Origin of the sequence: Mesorhizobium calcicola (genome assembly GCF_042682105.1) — a bacterium.
Taxonomy (GTDB): Bacteria; Pseudomonadota; Alphaproteobacteria; order Rhizobiales; family Rhizobiaceae; genus Mesorhizobium; species Mesorhizobium calcicola.
The window spans coordinates 1-15865 of record NZ_JBHUGY010000049.1; the positions used below are offsets into that span (position 1 = coordinate 1).

General features: G+C 62.9%; 19 protein-coding genes and 1 tRNA gene. 7 read left to right on the plus strand and 13 right to left on the minus strand.

Going from position 1 to position 15865, the window contains the following annotated elements:
- The 3 genes from ACFSQT_RS29045 to ACFSQT_RS29055 form a co-directional block, all read right to left on the minus strand.
- The coding region (locus ACFSQT_RS29045) for an ATP:cob(I)alamin adenosyltransferase (RefSeq protein WP_379024680.1) at positions 1-121 on the minus strand (121 nt) is incomplete at its 3' end.
- Positions 122-146: 25 nt separating this feature from the next.
- Complete coding sequence (locus ACFSQT_RS29050) at positions 147-338, minus strand: twin transmembrane helix small protein (RefSeq protein ID WP_095084854.1); 192 nt, start codon at positions 336-338, stop codon at positions 147-149.
- Positions 339-361: 23 nt separating this feature from the next.
- Complete coding sequence (locus ACFSQT_RS29055; RefSeq protein WP_379023824.1) at positions 362-1228, minus strand: SDR family oxidoreductase; 867 nt, start codon at positions 1226-1228, stop codon at positions 362-364.
- A 58-nt stretch (positions 1229-1286) separates the two neighbouring features.
- On the opposite strand from ACFSQT_RS29055, the gene ACFSQT_RS29060 reads away from it, so the two are divergent.
- Positions 1287-2138 (plus strand): YihY/virulence factor BrkB family protein, encoded by an 852-nt coding sequence (locus ACFSQT_RS29060; protein ID WP_379023822.1) that lies wholly within the window; start codon positions 1287-1289, stop codon positions 2136-2138.
- On the opposite strand, the gene ACFSQT_RS29065 is transcribed toward ACFSQT_RS29060, so the two are convergent.
- The gene (locus tag ACFSQT_RS29065; RefSeq protein WP_379024608.1) at positions 2108-3022 is read right to left on the minus strand and encodes a DMT family transporter; all 915 of its coding nucleotides are present in this window, start codon (positions 3020-3022) and stop codon (positions 2108-2110) included. The two genes, ACFSQT_RS29060 and ACFSQT_RS29065, sit on opposite strands and share 31 nt — an antisense overlap.
- 150 nt (positions 3023-3172) lie before the next feature.
- Positions 3173-4048 carry a tRNA glutamyl-Q(34) synthetase GluQRS gene (gluQRS, locus tag ACFSQT_RS29070; RefSeq protein WP_379024610.1) on the minus strand — a complete coding sequence of 292 codons (876 nt, stop codon included), beginning with the start codon at positions 4046-4048 and terminating at the stop codon, positions 3173-3175.
- 73 nt (positions 4049-4121) lie between these two features.
- On the opposite strand from gluQRS, the gene ACFSQT_RS29075 reads away from it, so the two are divergent.
- Both ACFSQT_RS29075 and ACFSQT_RS29080 read left to right on the plus strand, forming a co-directional pair.
- A complete protein-coding gene (locus tag ACFSQT_RS29075; RefSeq protein ID WP_379024612.1) occupies positions 4122-4763 on the plus strand; it encodes a DNA-3-methyladenine glycosylase family protein in 642 nt (213 codons plus the stop codon).
- Between the two features lie 128 nt (positions 4764-4891).
- Positions 4892-5449 (plus strand): HNH endonuclease, encoded by a 558-nt coding sequence (locus ACFSQT_RS29080; protein ID WP_008874122.1) that lies wholly within the window; start codon positions 4892-4894, stop codon positions 5447-5449.
- A 379-nt stretch (positions 5450-5828) separates the two neighbouring features.
- On the opposite strand, the gene ACFSQT_RS29085 is transcribed toward ACFSQT_RS29080, so the two are convergent.
- The 3 genes from ACFSQT_RS29085 to ACFSQT_RS29095 form a co-directional block, all read right to left on the minus strand.
- The gene (locus ACFSQT_RS29085) at positions 5829-6347 is read right to left on the minus strand and encodes a disulfide bond formation protein B (RefSeq protein ID WP_379024615.1); all 519 of its coding nucleotides are present in this window, start codon (positions 6345-6347) and stop codon (positions 5829-5831) included.
- Between the two features lie 78 nt (positions 6348-6425).
- Complete coding sequence (locus ACFSQT_RS29090) at positions 6426-7010, minus strand: YqaA family protein (RefSeq protein WP_379024617.1); 585 nt, start codon at positions 7008-7010, stop codon at positions 6426-6428.
- A gap of 272 nt (positions 7011-7282) precedes the next feature.
- Positions 7283-8155 (minus strand): LytTR family DNA-binding domain-containing protein, encoded by an 873-nt coding sequence (locus ACFSQT_RS29095; RefSeq protein ID WP_379024619.1) that lies wholly within the window; start codon positions 8153-8155, stop codon positions 7283-7285.
- A gap of 146 nt (positions 8156-8301) precedes the next feature.
- Here ACFSQT_RS29095 and ACFSQT_RS29100 point away from each other — a divergent pair, with 146 nt between their 5' ends.
- Together ACFSQT_RS29100 and ACFSQT_RS29105 are read left to right on the plus strand one after the other, a co-directional pair.
- Entirely contained in the window at positions 8302-9504 is a 1203-nt protein-coding gene (locus ACFSQT_RS29100) for an acyltransferase family protein (protein WP_379024621.1), read from the plus strand.
- 165 nt (positions 9505-9669) lie between these two features.
- Positions 9670-9754, plus strand: a tRNA-Leu gene (locus tag ACFSQT_RS29105).
- A gap of 139 nt (positions 9755-9893) precedes the next feature.
- Here the strand turns inward: ACFSQT_RS29105 and ACFSQT_RS29110 are convergent.
- From ACFSQT_RS29110 to ACFSQT_RS29120, 3 genes are all read right to left on the minus strand, one after another.
- The gene (locus ACFSQT_RS29110) at positions 9894-10142 is read right to left on the minus strand and encodes a hypothetical protein (protein ID WP_379024623.1); all 249 of its coding nucleotides are present in this window, start codon (positions 10140-10142) and stop codon (positions 9894-9896) included.
- A 202-nt stretch (positions 10143-10344) separates the two neighbouring features.
- Positions 10345-10548 (minus strand): hypothetical protein, encoded by a 204-nt coding sequence (locus ACFSQT_RS29115; protein ID WP_379024625.1) that lies wholly within the window; start codon positions 10546-10548, stop codon positions 10345-10347.
- A gap of 396 nt (positions 10549-10944) precedes the next feature.
- Positions 10945-11286: a hypothetical protein gene (locus ACFSQT_RS29120; protein ID WP_379024627.1), complete on the minus strand. Its 342-nt coding sequence runs from the start codon at positions 11284-11286 to the stop codon at positions 10945-10947.
- A gap of 498 nt (positions 11287-11784) precedes the next feature.
- Here ACFSQT_RS29120 and ACFSQT_RS29125 point away from each other — a divergent pair, with 498 nt between their 5' ends.
- Positions 11785-12372 carry a TetR/AcrR family transcriptional regulator gene (locus tag ACFSQT_RS29125; RefSeq protein ID WP_379024629.1) on the plus strand — a complete coding sequence of 196 codons (588 nt, stop codon included), beginning with the start codon at positions 11785-11787 and terminating at the stop codon, positions 12370-12372.
- 145 nt (positions 12373-12517) lie between these two features.
- On the plus strand, positions 12518-13108 hold the full coding sequence (locus ACFSQT_RS29130; RefSeq protein WP_379024631.1) for a DUF308 domain-containing protein: 591 nt from the start codon (positions 12518-12520) through the stop codon (positions 13106-13108).
- A 56-nt stretch (positions 13109-13164) separates the two neighbouring features.
- Here ACFSQT_RS29130 and ACFSQT_RS29135 read toward each other — a convergent pair whose 3' ends face one another.
- The gene (locus ACFSQT_RS29135; RefSeq protein ID WP_379024633.1) at positions 13165-14445 is read right to left on the minus strand and encodes a GNAT family N-acetyltransferase; all 1281 of its coding nucleotides are present in this window, start codon (positions 14443-14445) and stop codon (positions 13165-13167) included.
- Positions 14445-15845: a lipopolysaccharide biosynthesis protein gene (locus ACFSQT_RS29140; protein WP_379024635.1), complete on the minus strand. Its 1401-nt coding sequence runs from the start codon at positions 15843-15845 to the stop codon at positions 14445-14447. The genes ACFSQT_RS29135 and ACFSQT_RS29140 overlap by 1 nt, the downstream gene beginning before the upstream one ends.
- Between the last annotated feature and the right edge of the window lie 20 nt (positions 15846-15865).

Here is a 15865-nt window from a genome sequence, read left to right on the forward strand (position 1 = left end):
CTTCGTCGACGGTGCCATATGCGTCCACCCGCAGATCGGATTTCAGCCGCCGTTCGCCGGTGCCGAGACCAGTGGTGCCATCATCGCCGGTGCGGGTGTAGATCTTGTTGAGCTTGACCACGTCGCCTCCCCAGCTGCCGATATCCTCATTTGCGGGTGAAATACACCGCCAGCAGGATCAGCGCCAGCGCCACGGCCTGCAGCAAGACACGCGCCTGCATCAGCTTGTTCGAGGTGACGCCGGACCCGCCACGCATCATGTTGATGAGACCGCGAACGAGCACGATCACCACGGCGACCATGACCAGAATGGCGAGGATGTTGAAGACGGTTGCCATGGTGTATTCCCGGTTCGGTTGGTTCAGGCGCGTTTGGCAAGGAAGCGGTAGAGCGTCGATGCGGGCAGGATGCGTTTGAGCATCGCACCGATCTTGGCCGACGCTGTTACCACATAGTGCGGGCGCGGGCGCCGCGACAGAAGTGCATGGCGTAGCGCCGTATGGACCACTTCCGGCCCTGGTTTCAGCCGCGATTGGCTGCCGCCAGCCCGCAGCCTTGCCAGTTGCGCCTGATAGTCGAGGCGGTGGACCGAATTCTCGTGGTCGATGTTCTCCAGGAACCATGGCAGCGCATTGCTGGCGATCTTCGACGTTACCGGACCGGGTTCGATCAGCGAGACATGGATGCCGCTACCCCTGAGTTCCTGGTGCAGGCACAGCATCAGACCTTCGAGCGCGTGTTTCGATGCCGAATAGGCGCCGCGAAAGCGCACCGGCGCGAGACCGAGGATCGACGAGCAATGGACGATGCGGCCATGGCCCTGGCGGCGCATCACCGGCACCAGACGGCGGGTCAGGTCATGCCAGCCAAAGAAATTCGCTTCGAATTGCTGCTTGAGCGCCGCCACCGGCAGGTCTTCGACGGCGCCGGCTTGCGCGTAGGCGCCATTGTTGAACAGGGCATCGAGCCGGCCACCCGTGCGGTCGAGTACGGCCGTCACCAGCCTGGCGATGGAGTCCGGTTCGCTATAGTCGAGGTAGAAAGCCTCGATGCCGTCCGCCTCGAGCCCGGCGATGTCCTCCGGCTTGCGCGCCGTCGCGAACACCCGCCAGCCTTCGGCTTTCAACGCGCGGGCGCAGTGGGCGCCTATGCCCGAAGAGGCGCCGGTGACGATGATCGAGCGCAATTGTTGCGCCTGACTGTTCGTGGTTTCGCCATGGGTTGCCATTTGCCACAATCCCTTCCCATATTCGCGGCGTCGAGACAATCGAAGGGAGCGCGGGTTCTTGCTGCGGAATATTGTCGCCCTGCGCCGCGTGCTCTACGACGCGCTCGGCCATTTCAACACCGATGACGGCTGGGCGATGGCCAGCCATCTGGCGATCACTTCGCTGATGGCGCTGTTTCCATTCCTGATCTTTGCCACGACGCTGGCGAGCTTCCTCGGCGCGCAGGCGTTCTCCGACACGGCCGTGCATCTGGTCTTCGACACCTGGCCCGAACAGATCGCCAAACCCATCGCGCGCGAGGTGCTCAATGTGCTGACCGTCAGGCGCACCGACCTGTTGACCTACGGCGTGGTGCTTGCCGCCTACTTTGCCTCGAACGGCATCGAGGCGCTGCGCACTTCGCTCAACCGCGCCTATCGCGTCTCGGAAACGCGCGGCATCATCTATCGCCGGGTGCAGAGCATCATCTTCGTGCTGATCGCGACGGCCGGTTTCCTGGCGATCAGCGTGCTCCTGGTGTTCGCGCCGCTGCTGGCGCGGCTCGCCGAAGCCCATATCGAAGGGATCAAGCCCTATATGGGCACGATCACGCTGTGGCGGTACGTCATCGCCTCGGCGGTCATTGTCGGCGGATTGTTTGCCGTGCATTTCTGGCTGCCGGCGGGCAAGCGCCGCTTGGTCTCGATCGTACCGGGCATCATCTTCACGCTGGCGGCATGGCTTATCGGTTCGACCATCTTCGCCACCTATCTCGATCATTTCTCGTCTTATGTGACGACCTATGCGGGCCTCGCCTCGATCATGATCGCGGTGGTCTTCCTCTACATGCTCTCGGCGATATTCATCCTTGGCGGCGAGCTCAATGCCGCGATCAGCCGCTATCTGGAGGCGCGCGCCCGAGTCGGTTGATTGACAGGCTGAGGCTTGGTCTGTCGAGCCGTCGCAAGGCCGACGCCGAATGTCGTGATCGCCATGCCGACGATCTGCAGCGCATTGAGCTGCTCGTCGAACAGGGCCCAGGCGATGATGGCCGTCACCGCCGGCACCAGATAGAACAGCGAGGCCACTTTCGACATCTCGCCGTCGCGGATCATCACCATCAGCAGGAATATGGCGCCGAGCGACAGCACCAGCACCAGCCAGGCCATGGCGAAAATCAATTCGCCGTTGATGACGACGGTGCGCGTCTCGAAGGCAAGCGAGGCGAGGATCATCAAAGAGGCGCCGCCGACATATTGCCACATGGTCGCGGCGACGAGGTCGCCGCCGGAAGCGAAGCGCTTCTGCCAGATGGTGCCGGCGCTCATGCCGAGCACCGAGACCAGCGAGGCGGTCAGCGTCGCCGCCGTCACGCCGCCGCCGAGCGCGCCGAGCTTCGGCCACAGCACGATGACGATGCCGACGAGGCCGATGCCAAGGCCGGCCCAGTGGCGCGGCAGGATCGCCTCGCCGAGGAACTTGCCGGCAAGCACTGCCGTGATCAGCGGCTGCAGGCCGACGATGAGGGCCGAAAAGCCGGCCGGCATGCCCCGATGAATGGCCCAGAAGACGGCGCCGAGATAGACGCCATGCATCAGGATGCCGGCGCCGGTGGCGTGCAGCGCCTCGGTGCGGGTGGCTCTTTTCGAACCCAGCACGAGCATCAGGACGGCAAGCAGGATGGCGGCCAGCACAAAACGCGCGGCAAGAAAGGTGAACGGCTCGGCCCATGGCATGGCATAGCGCGCGCCGATGAAGCCGGTTGCCCACAGGACAACGAAGGTGGCGGGGATGAACCGCTTGATGCTGTGCATGTTCGGGAGACCGCCGCACGAGGGAGAGTTGATCGTGGCGCTGCTCTAATGCGGTTCAAGCCGGCGCGCAAAACGAAACGATTGATCCATGCATCACTGGAATTCAACCGACGGCGAATTCGCCACGCGGTTTCCCTGGCCTCGCCAGGCTCAGAGCCCGACCATGCGCCTGACGTCGTCCGGCGATGCGCCGGCATGGCGCAAGGCGGCAAGGCCGGTATCGCCGAGGCTCTTGGACAGCTTTCGTCCGTCCGGCCCGAGGATGAGGCGATGATGGAAATAGGTCGGCCGCGGCAGCCCGAGGAGTTCCTGGAGCAGGCGCTGGACGCCGGTGGCGGAAAACAGATCCTGGCCGCGCACGACATGGCTGACGCCTTGCAGCGCATCGTCCATGACGACGGCGAGGTGGTAGCTGGTCGGGATGTCGCGGCGCGCCACGATCACGTCGCCCCAGTCCTGTGGCCGGGCTTCGACGGGGCGCGTCGCAAGGAGCGTCTCATCGACGAATTCGGCCCATGACAGGTCCTTGCCGGCTCGCGCCATGGCGGCGCCGACATCCAGCCGCCAGGCGAAGGGCGCGTTCGCGGCGATCCGCCGCTTGCGTTCCTTCACCGGCAGCGCCTTGTCGGCGGCGGGGTAGAGCGGCACGCCGTCGGGATCGCGCGGCCAGTCGCGCCCGCGCTTTTCGCTGTCGGTGATGAAGGCCCGGATCTCGCCGCGGCTCATGAAGGCGGGATAGACGAGCTCTTCCTCGATCAGCCGGTCGAGCGTCGACTGGTACTCGGCGAAATGCTCGGACTGGCGGCGCACCGGCCCGTCCCAGCCAAGCCCCAGCCACTTCAGATCGGCAAGCACGCCGGCCTCGAGCCGCGGCGTGCAGCGCGTCGTGTCGATGTCCTCGATGCGCAGCAGCAGTCGGCCGCCCGCGGCGTCAGCCAATTTCTGATTGAGCAGCGCCGAATAGGCGTGGCCGAGATGCAATTCGCCGTTGGGGCTGGGGGCGAAGCGGAATGTCAGGAGTGTCATCTGTCCGGCGGCAATCATGTTTTGCGGCGCTTCGCCAATTGCTACCCTGTCGAGGGTCAAGGAACAAGAAAGCATGCAACGCATCGCCACATCAGACGACATTGCCCGGGGGCTCGACGCGCTTTGCGTGATCGACCCGCGCCTGGAAAAGGTTCGCGGCATGGCCGGCGAGGTGCCGCTGCGGCTTTCGGAACCGGGGTTCCGGAGCCTGGCGTCGATCATCGTCTCGCAGCAAGTGTCCCGCGCCAGCGCCGATGCGATTTTCGGCCGGCTGACCAAACTCGTCGATCCGCTGACGCCGCAGGCGATCCTTGCCGCCGGCGAAGACATGTTTCGCGAAGCCGGCCTGTCGCGGCCGAAGCAGCGCGGCCTGATCGCTATCGCCCAGGCGGTCGACGACGGGCTCGACCTTCATCACCTCTGTTCGCTCGATGCCCAGGAGGCGATCGCGGCGATGACTTCGGTGTCCGGCATTGGCCCTTGGACGGCGGAAGTGTATCTTTTGTTTGCCGCCGGGCATCCCGATATTTTTCCGGCGCGCGACGTCGCCCTGCAGAGCGCGGTCGGTCATGCGCTCGGCATCGAGCCGCGTCCGCCGGAGAAAACACTGATCGCACTGGCCGAATCATGGAGCCCGTGGCGAGGTGTCGCATCGCGGCTTTTCTGGTCCTATTATCGCGAAACCAGAGGGCGGGACGCCGCGCCACCGGCTTAAATCCGCAAAAAAGCATAAAAATCATGCTTTTTTGGCGTTTCAGCGACGCGACAATCCGCTTCACATCCCTGTCATGTCGGGCTTACAGTATCCGCGCCGTTCGGGTCTAGAACCAAGGAGGTAAACACGTGACGGTTGCCGTATCTCCGGATGGGCTTCCAGCACTGGTGCTGAATGCGGATTACCGTCCGCTCAGCTATTACCCTCTGTCGCTCTGGTCCTGGCAGGATGCCATCAAGGCGGTGTTCCTCGACAGGGTCAACATCGTCGCCGAATACGAGCACGCGGTGTCCTCGCCGACCTTCTCGATGAAGCTGCCGAGCGTCGTCAGCCTGAAGGCCTATGTGAAGCCGTCCAGGCATCCGGCCTTCACCCGCTTCAACGTCTTCCTGCGCGACCGCTTCCAGTGCCAGTATTGCGGCACGCCGGAGGATCTGACCTTCGATCATGTCATCCCCCGCCATCGCGGTGGCGCCACGACGTGGGAGAATGTCGTGGCCGCCTGCTCGCCCTGCAATCTCAGGAAGGGCGGCATGATGCCGGCGCATGCCAAGATGTGGCCGCTGCAGAAACCATACCAGCCGACGGTGCACGACCTGCACAATAACGGCCGCCTGTTCCCGCCCAACCATCTGCACGAAAGCTGGATGGATTATCTATACTGGGATGTCGAACTGGAACCTTGAGATGGTTCGATAGTTCGGGAGGCTGGCCGCCTGAAGCGATTTTCTGCGCTTCCGGTGCTCGCATGTCTACCAGACCATGATAATCTCGGACCAGCTCGGGCGCGCTTACTTGTCAGCGGCTTCGTGATTAAGGACCGGCTTCCCCCACTCCGTCGCTGCTTCGCAGCGCCACCTCTCCCCCTCCGGAGGGAGAGGAAGGGAGCCTGTTGGAGGAGCGCTGGCTGCAATAGGCTGGCGCCTTTCCTCTACCCCGTCGATCGGGGGAGAGGTGGCTCGGCGAAGCCGAGACGGAGTGGTGGTCGATCTGGCTCGGACGTCGAAAGCCGCGCCACGCGACTCAGCCTGCCGAATTTCTCGACGAACTCTGCGTCGGGCTGGTTTAGTCGCGCGTAAAAACGCCGCGCAGGGCGACGGCGGCCAGGACGAGGCTGGCGATGGCGTTCCAGCCGGCCAGCGACAGGCCGAGGATGCGCAGCGCCGCCTTGTCGCAGGACGGCGGCACGAATTTGTCGAGCGCGTCGAGCACGCCCTTGCCGCCGGTGTCCACCGGTCCGGCGCCCGCGGTGCAATCGGTCGGGCCGGCCCACCACTGCCATTCGACGCCGGAGTGATAGACGCCGAGGTAGAGGCCATAGAGCATCAGCAGGCCGCCTATGGCCAGCAGGCCGCGCGTCAGCCACGCCGGCGCGTGCAGCATGGATGCAAGCACCGCCAGCAGCATCAGCGGCACGCCGATATAGTAGGGCGTGCGCTGCTCAAGGCAGAGGTGGCAGGGGATGTAGCCGCCGATGTACTGGAAGCCGAGCGCCGAGCCGACGGTCGCGGCCATGGCGACCGCCAGAAACAAGGCCGTCCGCGTCCGCTGACGTCCGGTGTCGGCATTCATGGTCGCAGTCATCGTGTCTTTCGTCCGTCGAGTTCGCCGCGCCTTTGTCCATGCCGTCGTCCCAAAGCCGCTGGTTTTGGGCGACGCGGACTAAAGCGCGTATTTGACTGTCATATAGAGCAAAATCAGGGCAGCCGCCCCGGCGCCTGCGATCAGTCCGAGGCGCTTTTCGATGAATTCGCGGATCGATTCGCCATAGCGGCGCAGCAGCCAGGCCAAGAGCAGGAAGCGGCCGCCGCGCGCGACGATGGCCGAGATGATGAAGATCAGCAAATTGACGTGCAGGGCGCCGGCAAGGATGGTGACGACCTTGATCGGCGGCAGGTGCGCGAGACCGGAAGTAACGAGCAGCACCAGCATCAGGCCAGTACCAGAATTCTGCCAGCGCTCGAAGGTCGACAGGCCGCCGAAATGCTCCAGGATCGGACGGGCGATGGCGTCGTAGGCGAAATAGCCGATCATCCAGCCGGCGATGCCGCCCAGCACCGAGGCGGCTGTGGCGGTCAGCGCATAGCGGTAGGCGCGGTCGGGGCGTGCCAACGCCATCGGCAGATAGAGCACGTCGGCCGGCACGAAGAAGAACGAGCTTTCAATGAAGGCGATGATGGCAAGCCACCATTCCGCGGATTTCCTTGCCGCCAGCGACAAGGTCCAGTCGTAAAGTCCGCGAAGCATCGGCACTCCTATGCGTGTCGCCCAAAAGTGCGCAGCGGTTTCGGGACATTGGCATGCACAAACCAAAGGGCATGCACAAGACAAAGACCCAAAGCGCGCGCCATCCATCCCGTCAGACGCGCCGCGCTTTGATGCGCCACCTGTCTAGAAAGATTTTCCGCGCCGCACAATGGCAGCGCCGTCACGAAATCGAAAGGTGAAGTTTGGTCGCATCCGGGGCGTCGACAATTGGCAAGTTGACGTCAGGTCGGTTCGACCTGAAATCATCCGGTCTAGGGGCAACTGCCGCTGCGTTCGTCGACTGCCAGGATTTCGCGATAACGTCTGGAGCCGCGCACTTCAGTGCCGCTCAGCAGACGCACCACGAAATCGCCATCGCGTGTGGGCAGCACTTCACGCACCTTGGCGCGATTGACGATGCGAGAGCGATGCACTCGAACCACAGCCACTCCAGACCGCGTGAGCAGGTCCTGCAGCCCCAGAAGTGTCATGCGCAGGAGACGTGAGCCGCCGCCGCCATGAAGTTCGACATAGTTGCCCGCAGCGCAGGCCCATTCGAAGCTGGCGGCATCCACCCAGACGGTGCGACTGCCAGATCTCAACGCCAGACGGTCCGCCGGCTGTGACTGCACCCCGGCGGTCGTCAGGTCGCGCCGTTTTTCCTCAAGCCGCCGCACCAGGTGGCAGATCAGCACGATAACCGAGAAGGACAGCAGGTCCTTGCGGTATTCATAGAGAAAATCGGTCAACGGTGCGTTGAAGAAGATGTAGGAGCGGTCCCAGAAGGCCCAGAAGAGTGCTTTGCGCAGTGTCACCATGCCGAGCACATGCAGAGCGGATAAGGCAATGCTCATGCCCAGATAAAGCGGCAGGGCAACGAGCCATTGCGAAGGCTGCAATGGCACCATGCGCATGAAGACGCTTATCAGGGGAATTAGTGCCAGGAGTACCGATACGCTGGAGAATTCCAGCACCAGGGGAATGCCGGCATCGAGCGGAGTGCCGGCGCGCTGTGCCTCCGTAAGCAGCGTCATCACGTTGATCACGGCCACGGCGGCGAGGCTGACCGCAGCCGGCCAGAAGATGCGACGCAGGACGCGGCGCTCCAGATCCTGGCCCTTATCCGCCCGCGGCATGTCCGCCATTTGTCCTCCACCGCCGCCGATCGGCCCTCCGATGCCACGGCTTGCGCCGCTTGCACCACCCATCCGCCGCTCGTCCCATGGCGGCTGCAATGCGGCACGGACGTCGCTAGACCGGCCGCATCGCCAATCTATCACGGGAACAGCGGATGTCGTCTCCAGCGTCAGGCGCGAACAAACACCGCGAATTCTACATCGACCACCTCAGGACGCTTGTCGTCCTTGGGCTCATCCTGTTCCACTCGGCCCGGCTGTTCGACAGCGAGGACTGGCATATCAAGAATGCGCAGACCTTCATTGCCGCCGATGTGCTCGTCGCCGTTTTCAACATCGTCGGAATGCCGCTCCTGTTTCTCCTGGCCGGTATGAGCGCGTATGCAAGCCTCAGCGCACGAAGCGTGCGCCGCTTCCTGGGCGAACGATTCCAGCGCCTGTTCGTGCCGTTGCTTTTTGGCATGATGATCGTCGTGCCCCCGCAAGTTTATGTGGAGCGGATCTCGCCGCTCGTCACATTGCGCACCAGCCCTGTCGATTTCAGCGGCAGCTTTCTAGCCTTTTATCTCAGCTTCTTCACGTCGTGCTGCTACCCGGAAGGAAATTTCAGCTGGCACCATCTTTGGTTCCTGGCCTATCTCTTCGTATTCTCGGTGTTGCTCCTGCCGCCGTTGCTGCTTCTGTGCTGGACCATGCAAAGGCCTCGAATTCCGTTCTCACCTGTCACCGGGAGCGTGGTGCTGGCGGCGTTGGGGTTGCCGCTTCTGCTGATCGAGTTGACGCTTCGCGCCTCTTTCCCAAGCACTCACGCCCTCATCGACGACTGGGCGAACAACTTCCACTATATGTGGTTGTTGCTGGCCGGCGCCTTTGCCATGGCGTGTCCCAACCTGACCGTTGCCGCCCGACGCCACCGCCGGACATGGGTACTGGCGGCTGCCATCCTGTCGGCTGGATGGCTTGCGCTGCGCTTCGGAATGATATCCGTCGTGCCGCCGCCCGGCACCGGCCTTGCCTTGCGGACGGTAGCGGAGTGGACGTGCCTGGTCGCTCTGATCGGCTATGGCAGCGCCTATCTCTCGCGGCCGCTGCCGTTCCTCACCAGCTTCGGCGCAATCGCCATGCCGTTCTACATCGTCCACCAGACGGTGATCGTCCTCATCGGCTTCTGGTTGCTGGGCTGGGTCGACGCGCCGTTCATCAAATATGCGACGGTGGCAGCCCTGTCGTTCGCGACAAGCCTGGCGATCGCCGCAATCGCCGCACGCTCTGCGATTCTGCGTCTGGTTTTCGGTCTCAAGGTTGGGCGCCGGAATGGCAGACGTTCCGCAGCCATGACCTCGGCGCCAACGTCATGATCGACCGGCGCAGCATCACGACGCGTTTCGTCTGCCTAGAGGCCTTCAAAGCCCCTCCCGAAATCGGAAAGCGAATTTCATGAAAGCTCGGCGTCTTCGAATTGGCCAGTTGACGAACAGGCCTCCGACCGTATAGTCCGCGCCCATCCAGGCCGCCCGGCCTGAGCCCCTATGGCGGAATTGGTAGACGCGCTCGACTCAAAATCGAGTTCCGCAAGGAGTGCTGGTTCGATCCCGGCTAGGGGCACCACTGGACCCTCCGTGGCCCAGGAAATTCAACAGCATCTGAAGGTGTCTCCGGGGTGGTCGGCCTTGGTGAGGCGCGAATGTTCAGGCGCGTATCTGCCTATCCGTGTCTTTCCCGGCGGACAGCATCAAAGCCGGGGACGTCAGCCTTTGGGTTGGTCGCTGCCAGAGTGCAATTTGGCACGGATGGCACTAAGCTCGGCTTGTCTCTTCTTGCGCTTGGCGTCCCTTGCCTTCTGCTCGGGAGTGGCGGTGCCGTTTGCAATGGCTGCTTCGTCGGCTGCTTGCTGCATGTGCTTCCTGAAGCCCTTCCCCTTGGCCATAGCCGGTTGCGGAAAGGTCATGGCGCATACAATCAAGACGGTCAAAATCGCCAGTAATGCCTTTCTCATGTCCCACCTCCTTCGCGTGTTGTATCGCAAGGTGGCGCAAGTGTCAGGCTCCGGACGGGCACCCCGAGATGTCAAGTCCCGGCGAGTTTCCACGAGACGGCTTAAGGATCACAGCAGAAGGAGCGAGAATGAACGCTGGAGACCGGCTAGGCACCATCCCTTTTTTCAGGCACTGAGTTTGTTCAGTTTTTCGCCGGCTGGCCTATGGCGCCCTCTGTTTCTTGGCTTGCGCGGCAATCGCGCAGAGGAAAGCCAATGCGGCAGCGTCGCATGCCGTCCGCGACGGTCCTTTTGCGAAAAGCACGGCGTCCGCAATCGGGATCGTCAGGCCGTACTTTTGGGCGAAAGAGGTAATTTCGTACGGCTGATCGTCAGTTGGATGGCGGATGTCGAATTCTAAATCCATGTCTGCTTCCTCCCAGTTCGTAACCCTTCCACGCCGCGGCTCGATGCAAAAATTAAACTACCGACGCATCGCGCGAGTCCAGCAATTGGAAATTGTGTGAAACGATACACTTTCCAGTCGCGCCGACATCTCGGTGTTTTTCGAGGATGCCGGCTTCGCCGTCGGCAAGCTTGTGTTGGCGGGGCAGCCTGAAGGCGATAGCCTTGGCGAGGGAACGTTAGCGGTTTCGAATGGTTGAGTTGATGCTTCGGACGCCGCTGCTTTGGCTCCGTCGCAGGCCGGTGCGCACATCGGCCGGCCCGCGTCATCGGTCCCTCCGTGGCGCGGGCTTTTCCGGGTCAGCTCCTGGTCAACGGCGTTTCAGCCGTCGGAACCCTGCCAGTGACGCCCGCGCGCTCAATACGGTGGATGACACCACCAGAATGCCTCGGCTTCCTCTTCAGGTGTCATCGGACGGGACTCCCACGAGTCCGTTTTGGCAATGTAACGTTGCCAAATGGGCCTGCCTTCCGCACTGACACCTTCGTGCCAGTCGGCAAACCCCATCAGCGGCAACAACACTTCTCGGATCGATCGAAGCCGCAGCGCTGCCGTGTGCATGGGAAAGACCTCCCTTCGCTGGTTGCGGTGAGGAATTCCGACATATCCGTCAGCGCTCCGCCACCGATTCTTGCGCAGCCTCAACCCGGCACCATCGCCGTAGCGTTGCCGGCCGTTTTCCAGCGGCCCGGCGGCCATGGCGGGGGGCTCGGGGTTTGACCGCCGGGCCTAACCGGCAAACGGGGTAGGTTTTGCCGGCTGGCAAATTATAGACCGTCTATTCGAATATTCAATTTTGCTAAAATGGTCGGGGCTAATTCAGGCGCCACGTCTCGCTGCGGTATTTCGGTGAAACGATCACGCCGAAGCCGAAATCGGTTTGGCCTCGCTTATGCGCGAAGTCCGAAATCCAGCCTGGAACCCCTAATCCCTGATCGATGAAAAGCCCGCCACGGGAGCTACCTGTGGCGGGCTTTCGGAGTGGCTACATCCCTAAGGAATCGACCGCTTGTAGTTGTATTGTGAACTGCTTGATCGCGTTAGCCTATGGTGTGATCGCGGAAGCCTTGGCTAAGGCTTGCCGTTCGTCTGGCTTTCCTCACCGATCATCCGGACCGGCAGCGGGATGGAAGATGTATCTCACCCTCGGCACGATCCGATATTGACAATCATCCTACTAGAAGGTAGGTACGCCCCATGAGCAATCTTGTAATGACCTCCGATCAGATTTTGGCGTCGGCGCGGAACTTCATTGTTTCGGGCGGCTACAACGGGTTCAGCTATGCCGATATCGCCGAGGTGGTGGGGATCCGCAAGGCGAGCATCCACCATCATTTCCCCAGCAAAGTCGACCTTGTTCGCACCCTTGTGGCGCGCCATCGCGAGCGTACCGAGGTCAGCATGGCAGATCTGGAAAGTAAATTCCCTGACCCGCTTGCACTGCTTCAAACCTATGCTGGCTACTGGGCAAAATGCATTGAAGACGCGAGCATCCCGTTTTGCGTCTGCGCGCTGCTTGCCAGCGAACTCCCGGCGCTCCCGCCTGAGGTTGCCGTCGAGGTGCGGGCCTACTTTCGGTTTCTGTCGTCCTGGTTGACCAAGGTCATGCAGCGCGGCGCTGAACAGGGGGTTCTCAAATTCGCCGGCTCGGCGGAACTGGAGGCTGAGACCTTCATGGCGACTGTCCATGGCGCGATGCTGTCGGCGCGTGCCTATGGCGATCCTGCCGTCTTTAACGCCATCCTGACGCCGACCGTGCAGCGGTTATCGGCGAAGGTTCACTGACAAGTTCATTTGCGCGGGAGGCGGCGAGCCCCGCTCCGCCCGAATTCTGGTGGCGTCGCAATTTGCCGCACAAGCCCGATAACGTCGGAATTATTGCCTGCCTATTAGTAGGTAGATAAGGTATCGAATACGAAGGAGAACCAAAATGCTTGCCAAGACGAATGAATCCTATCTGGTCCAATCCTCAACCACCTGGCTTAAGAGCTACTATTTTATCCGCTTTGCCGTTTCGACCGCCTGGATCCTGCTGGCTTTCACTCTCGCCAAGGCAATGCCGCCCCTGGCAGCCATCATGCTGGTTGCCTATCCGGCTTGGGATGCGCTGGCCAACTTCATCGACGCCCGGCGCACCGGCGGCTTGAACCGCAACAAAACGCAGCTGCTCAACTTCGTCGTCAGCGTCATCACCACTGTCGCAGTCGCCGTGGCCCTCGCTAAGAGCATGAATGCGGTGCTGGCTGTCTTCGGCGTCTGGGCGGTCCTTTCGGGCCTCTTTCAACTCGCTACCGCGATCAGACGGTGGACGTCTGGCGCGCAGTGGGCAATGGTGCTGAGCGGCGCTCAGTCGGCACTGGCGGGCATTTTCTTTGTGAAGATGGCGGGCAGTGCGGCGACGGTCGACGTCACCAATATCGCGCCCTATGCCGCCTTCGGCGCCTTCTACTTCTTCGTTTCCGCTGTCTGGCTGACGGTGAGCGACGCGCGGCGCAAGTCGGCCCCAGTGGCTAGAGGTTAACGCAATTCCGGACGGAAAACCGTTTCACACTTTTCCTGGAATTGCTCTGGCGGCCCCTACCGCCGTCCCAGCAAGCTCTTCATCCGGAGGCGCAGCAGGCGGGCCATGTTGCGGGTTTCGCGGTAGAGGTGCAGTTGCGAGGCGGCCTGGCGGGCGAGGCGGTCGGCGTCCGGCGTCAGGCCGATCACCAGCGTGCCCATCGGCTTGCGCTCGGTCCACAGCCGGCTCATCACCGGATGGTCGGGCATGGCGCAGGAATCGGTCACCATGATGTTGGGATCGTCGAGATGCTGCCTGGTCACCTCGATCATCAGCAGCGTGCCCGGCGAGTAGGCGGCCAGCGTCTCGTCATAGGCCGTCTTCCAGGTGTAGGCGACGCCGGCTTCGACGAAGACGATCAGGCAGGCAATGGTGCGGCCGTCGAGCGTCAGCGAATGGATGCGGCACATGTCCTGTTCGGCCAACCGGTGCACGGCCTCGCGGGCGAAGGCGGCGCGGTAGCGGTCGATCGCCATGGCGGTGCGTTCGCGGCCCTTCCAGCCGGCCGCTTCCAGTGTCAAGAAGCTTTCGATGGCGTGGCGGATCTCTTCAGGGCCGCGCGCCACGACATGTTCCAGTTTGCCGAGGTCGCCGAGGCGCCGCTTCAGCCGGCGGAACTCGCGATAGTGGTGCGAGCGCAGCGAGGCCTTCAGATAGTCGTCTCCGTCGGCTTCGCTCTCCAGTGCCGGGCGCTGGCTCTGGCCGGTGGTGACCAGCATCAGGCCGCGTGTCTCGGCCACGGTGGCAAGCAGGCTCGCCACCGGGCCATCGAGCCGGATATCGGGCAGCACGAACACCTTCGGCAGCTTGAGGTGCGGGCGCGACAGCATCGAGAAGAAATCCTCGACGACGCCGACCGGGTCGTCGCGGTCGACCAGCAGCGTGCCGAGCGGGCCGAACGGGCTCGACCACGTGCGCATGACCGGCACGCCGAGCGGCATCCCCGGCCGTTCCACCGAGAACGGCACCAGAAGGCGCAGCCGGTTGCGGTATTCGTCGCCGTCGCGGATCACCGCCAGCCGCACCTCGCGATCCTCCAGCCGGGGCATGGCCGGCGCCAGGAAGCGCGGGTTGAAGAAAACGTTCGGCTCGATCGTGCGGGTGCAGAGATAGTCCAGTTCTTCGACCAGGTCGAAGCCGGCCGATGCCGGGTAGATGGCGAGTTTGCGCTCGGGCCGGTTGTTGGCGAGGATCTCGATATGGGCGGGATCCGCGTCGCGGGTCAGCCCGGCAAGGCCGGACACCATGGCGCCGGCGGTGCCGCCGCTGGTTTCCTCAAGCAACGGGACGGCGGCCATCACGCGGCTCCTTTTACAGGCACGAAGATGAGCATGACGATGCCGAGCTGGCGCCAGACCGTGAAGGACAGCGCGCAGGCTTCGAAGATCATGGCAAAGGCGGTGGCCATGGCCGCGCCCCACAGGCCGAAGAGCGGGATCAGCATCACGTTGAGGCCGATGTTGAAGGCCAGCGTCATGGCGTAGACGGCGGCGCAGATGTTCTGGTTGCCGCTCATCGTCAGCAGGCTTTCGCATGGACCGACGGCGGCCCGGGCCACGACGCCGAAGACGAGCAGGAACAGCAGCGGATAGCCACTGCTGAATTCTGGGCCGAACAGCACCAGCATCGGCTCGCCCAGGGCGAGCACCAGCAGCGCCATCAAGAGCGACGGCCAGAACGTCCACGACACCGTCTCGCGGGCGAAGGCGGCGAGCTTGTGCGGCTCGCCATGGGTGAACTGCGCATAGCGCTGGGCAACGCCGGCCTTGACCGCGAAATAAACGAAATGCACCAGCGCCAGCGTCTTCACCGTGGCGAAATAGACGGCGACGTCGTTGGGATCCATATAGGCGCCGACCATCAGCACGTCGGCATTGGTGAGCAGGAAGAAGAAGCTCTCGACCAGGAAGATCGGCAGCGACACGATGAACCACTGCGCGAAATGGACCTTCATCGGTCCGGCGGGAATCTTCCGTTCCATTCGCTGGGTGACGCCGATGAGCTGGCCGAGCGTGGTCACATAGGTGGCGGCGATCGAAGCGAAGATCGCGGTTTTTGCGTCGGGCGCGTAGCCCGCCAGCAGCATCAGCGCCATGAACAGCAGGATCAGCACCGGCCGCACCAGATAGGTCGGCGAGAGCGCGAACAGCGCCCATGAATTGGCACGCGCCAGCCCTTGCAGCAGGTCGGACATGGCGATCATCGGCAGGCAGATGACGCCTAGGATGAACGGGATCACATAATAGTTTTCGATCCACGGCGAAGCCAGCCAGACGCCGAGCGCGCCGAGCCCGGCGATGAGCGTGGAGGCGATCAGCACGAACAGGCGGCTGGCCAGCACGATGCCGCGCAATTCCGCCAGCATGCCGCGCTCGCGGTATTCGGGGATGAAGCGGATGACCGAGGTGTGGAAGCCGAGACAGGCGAGGTTGCCGACGATGACCATCGTCACCCAGACGAGGACGAAGATGCCGTATTCGAACGAGCCCATCCAGCGCGCCATCAGCACCTGGCTGACGAAGGCGATGACGGCGCTGACAATGCGGATGGAGAAGGCGATGACCGACATGCGGCCGGCCTCGCCGCGCTCGTCGGCGGTGAACAGCACGGCGTCGATGCGGCCAAGCAACGGTCGCATGCGCAGCGCCAAACGCTGCGGCAAGAACCGCCCGGCTGTCGTGGCCGCGGAAAAGCGCACCCCGATATCTCTCCGTTTCC

Coding starts and splice junctions, on each gene's coding strand:
- ACFSQT_RS29050 (WP_095084854.1), bottom strand. CDS start 338: ATGGCAACCGTCTTCAACATCCTCGCCATTCTGGTCATGGTCGCCGTG.
- ACFSQT_RS29055 (WP_379023824.1), bottom strand. CDS start 1,228: ATGGCAACCCATGGCGAAACCACGAACAGTCAGGCGCAACAATTGCGC.
- ACFSQT_RS29065 (WP_379024608.1), bottom strand. CDS start 3,022: ATGCACAGCATCAAGCGGTTCATCCCCGCCACCTTCGTTGTCCTGTGG.
- gluQRS (WP_379024610.1), bottom strand. CDS start 4,048: ATGACACTCCTGACATTCCGCTTCGCCCCCAGCCCCAACGGCGAATTG.
- ACFSQT_RS29075 (WP_379024612.1), top strand. CDS start 4,122: ATGCAACGCATCGCCACATCAGACGACATTGCCCGGGGGCTCGACGCG.
- ACFSQT_RS29085 (WP_379024615.1), bottom strand. CDS start 6,347: ATGACTGCGACCATGAATGCCGACACCGGACGTCAGCGGACGCGGACG.
- ACFSQT_RS29090 (WP_379024617.1), bottom strand. CDS start 7,010: ATGCTTCGCGGACTTTACGACTGGACCTTGTCGCTGGCGGCAAGGAAA.
- ACFSQT_RS29095 (WP_379024619.1), bottom strand. CDS start 8,155: ATGGCGGACATGCCGCGGGCGGATAAGGGCCAGGATCTGGAGCGCCGC.
- ACFSQT_RS29100 (WP_379024621.1), top strand. CDS start 8,302: ATGTCGTCTCCAGCGTCAGGCGCGAACAAACACCGCGAATTCTACATC.
- ACFSQT_RS29110 (WP_379024623.1), bottom strand. CDS start 10,142: ATGAGAAAGGCATTACTGGCGATTTTGACCGTCTTGATTGTATGCGCC.
- ACFSQT_RS29115 (WP_379024625.1), bottom strand. CDS start 10,548: ATGGATTTAGAATTCGACATCCGCCATCCAACTGACGATCAGCCGTAC.
- ACFSQT_RS29120 (WP_379024627.1), bottom strand. CDS start 11,286: ATGGCCGCCGGGCCGCTGGAAAACGGCCGGCAACGCTACGGCGATGGT.
- ACFSQT_RS29125 (WP_379024629.1), top strand. CDS start 11,785: ATGAGCAATCTTGTAATGACCTCCGATCAGATTTTGGCGTCGGCGCGG.
- ACFSQT_RS29130 (WP_379024631.1), top strand. CDS start 12,518: ATGCTTGCCAAGACGAATGAATCCTATCTGGTCCAATCCTCAACCACC.
- ACFSQT_RS29135 (WP_379024633.1), bottom strand. CDS start 14,445: ATGGCCGCCGTCCCGTTGCTTGAGGAAACCAGCGGCGGCACCGCCGGC.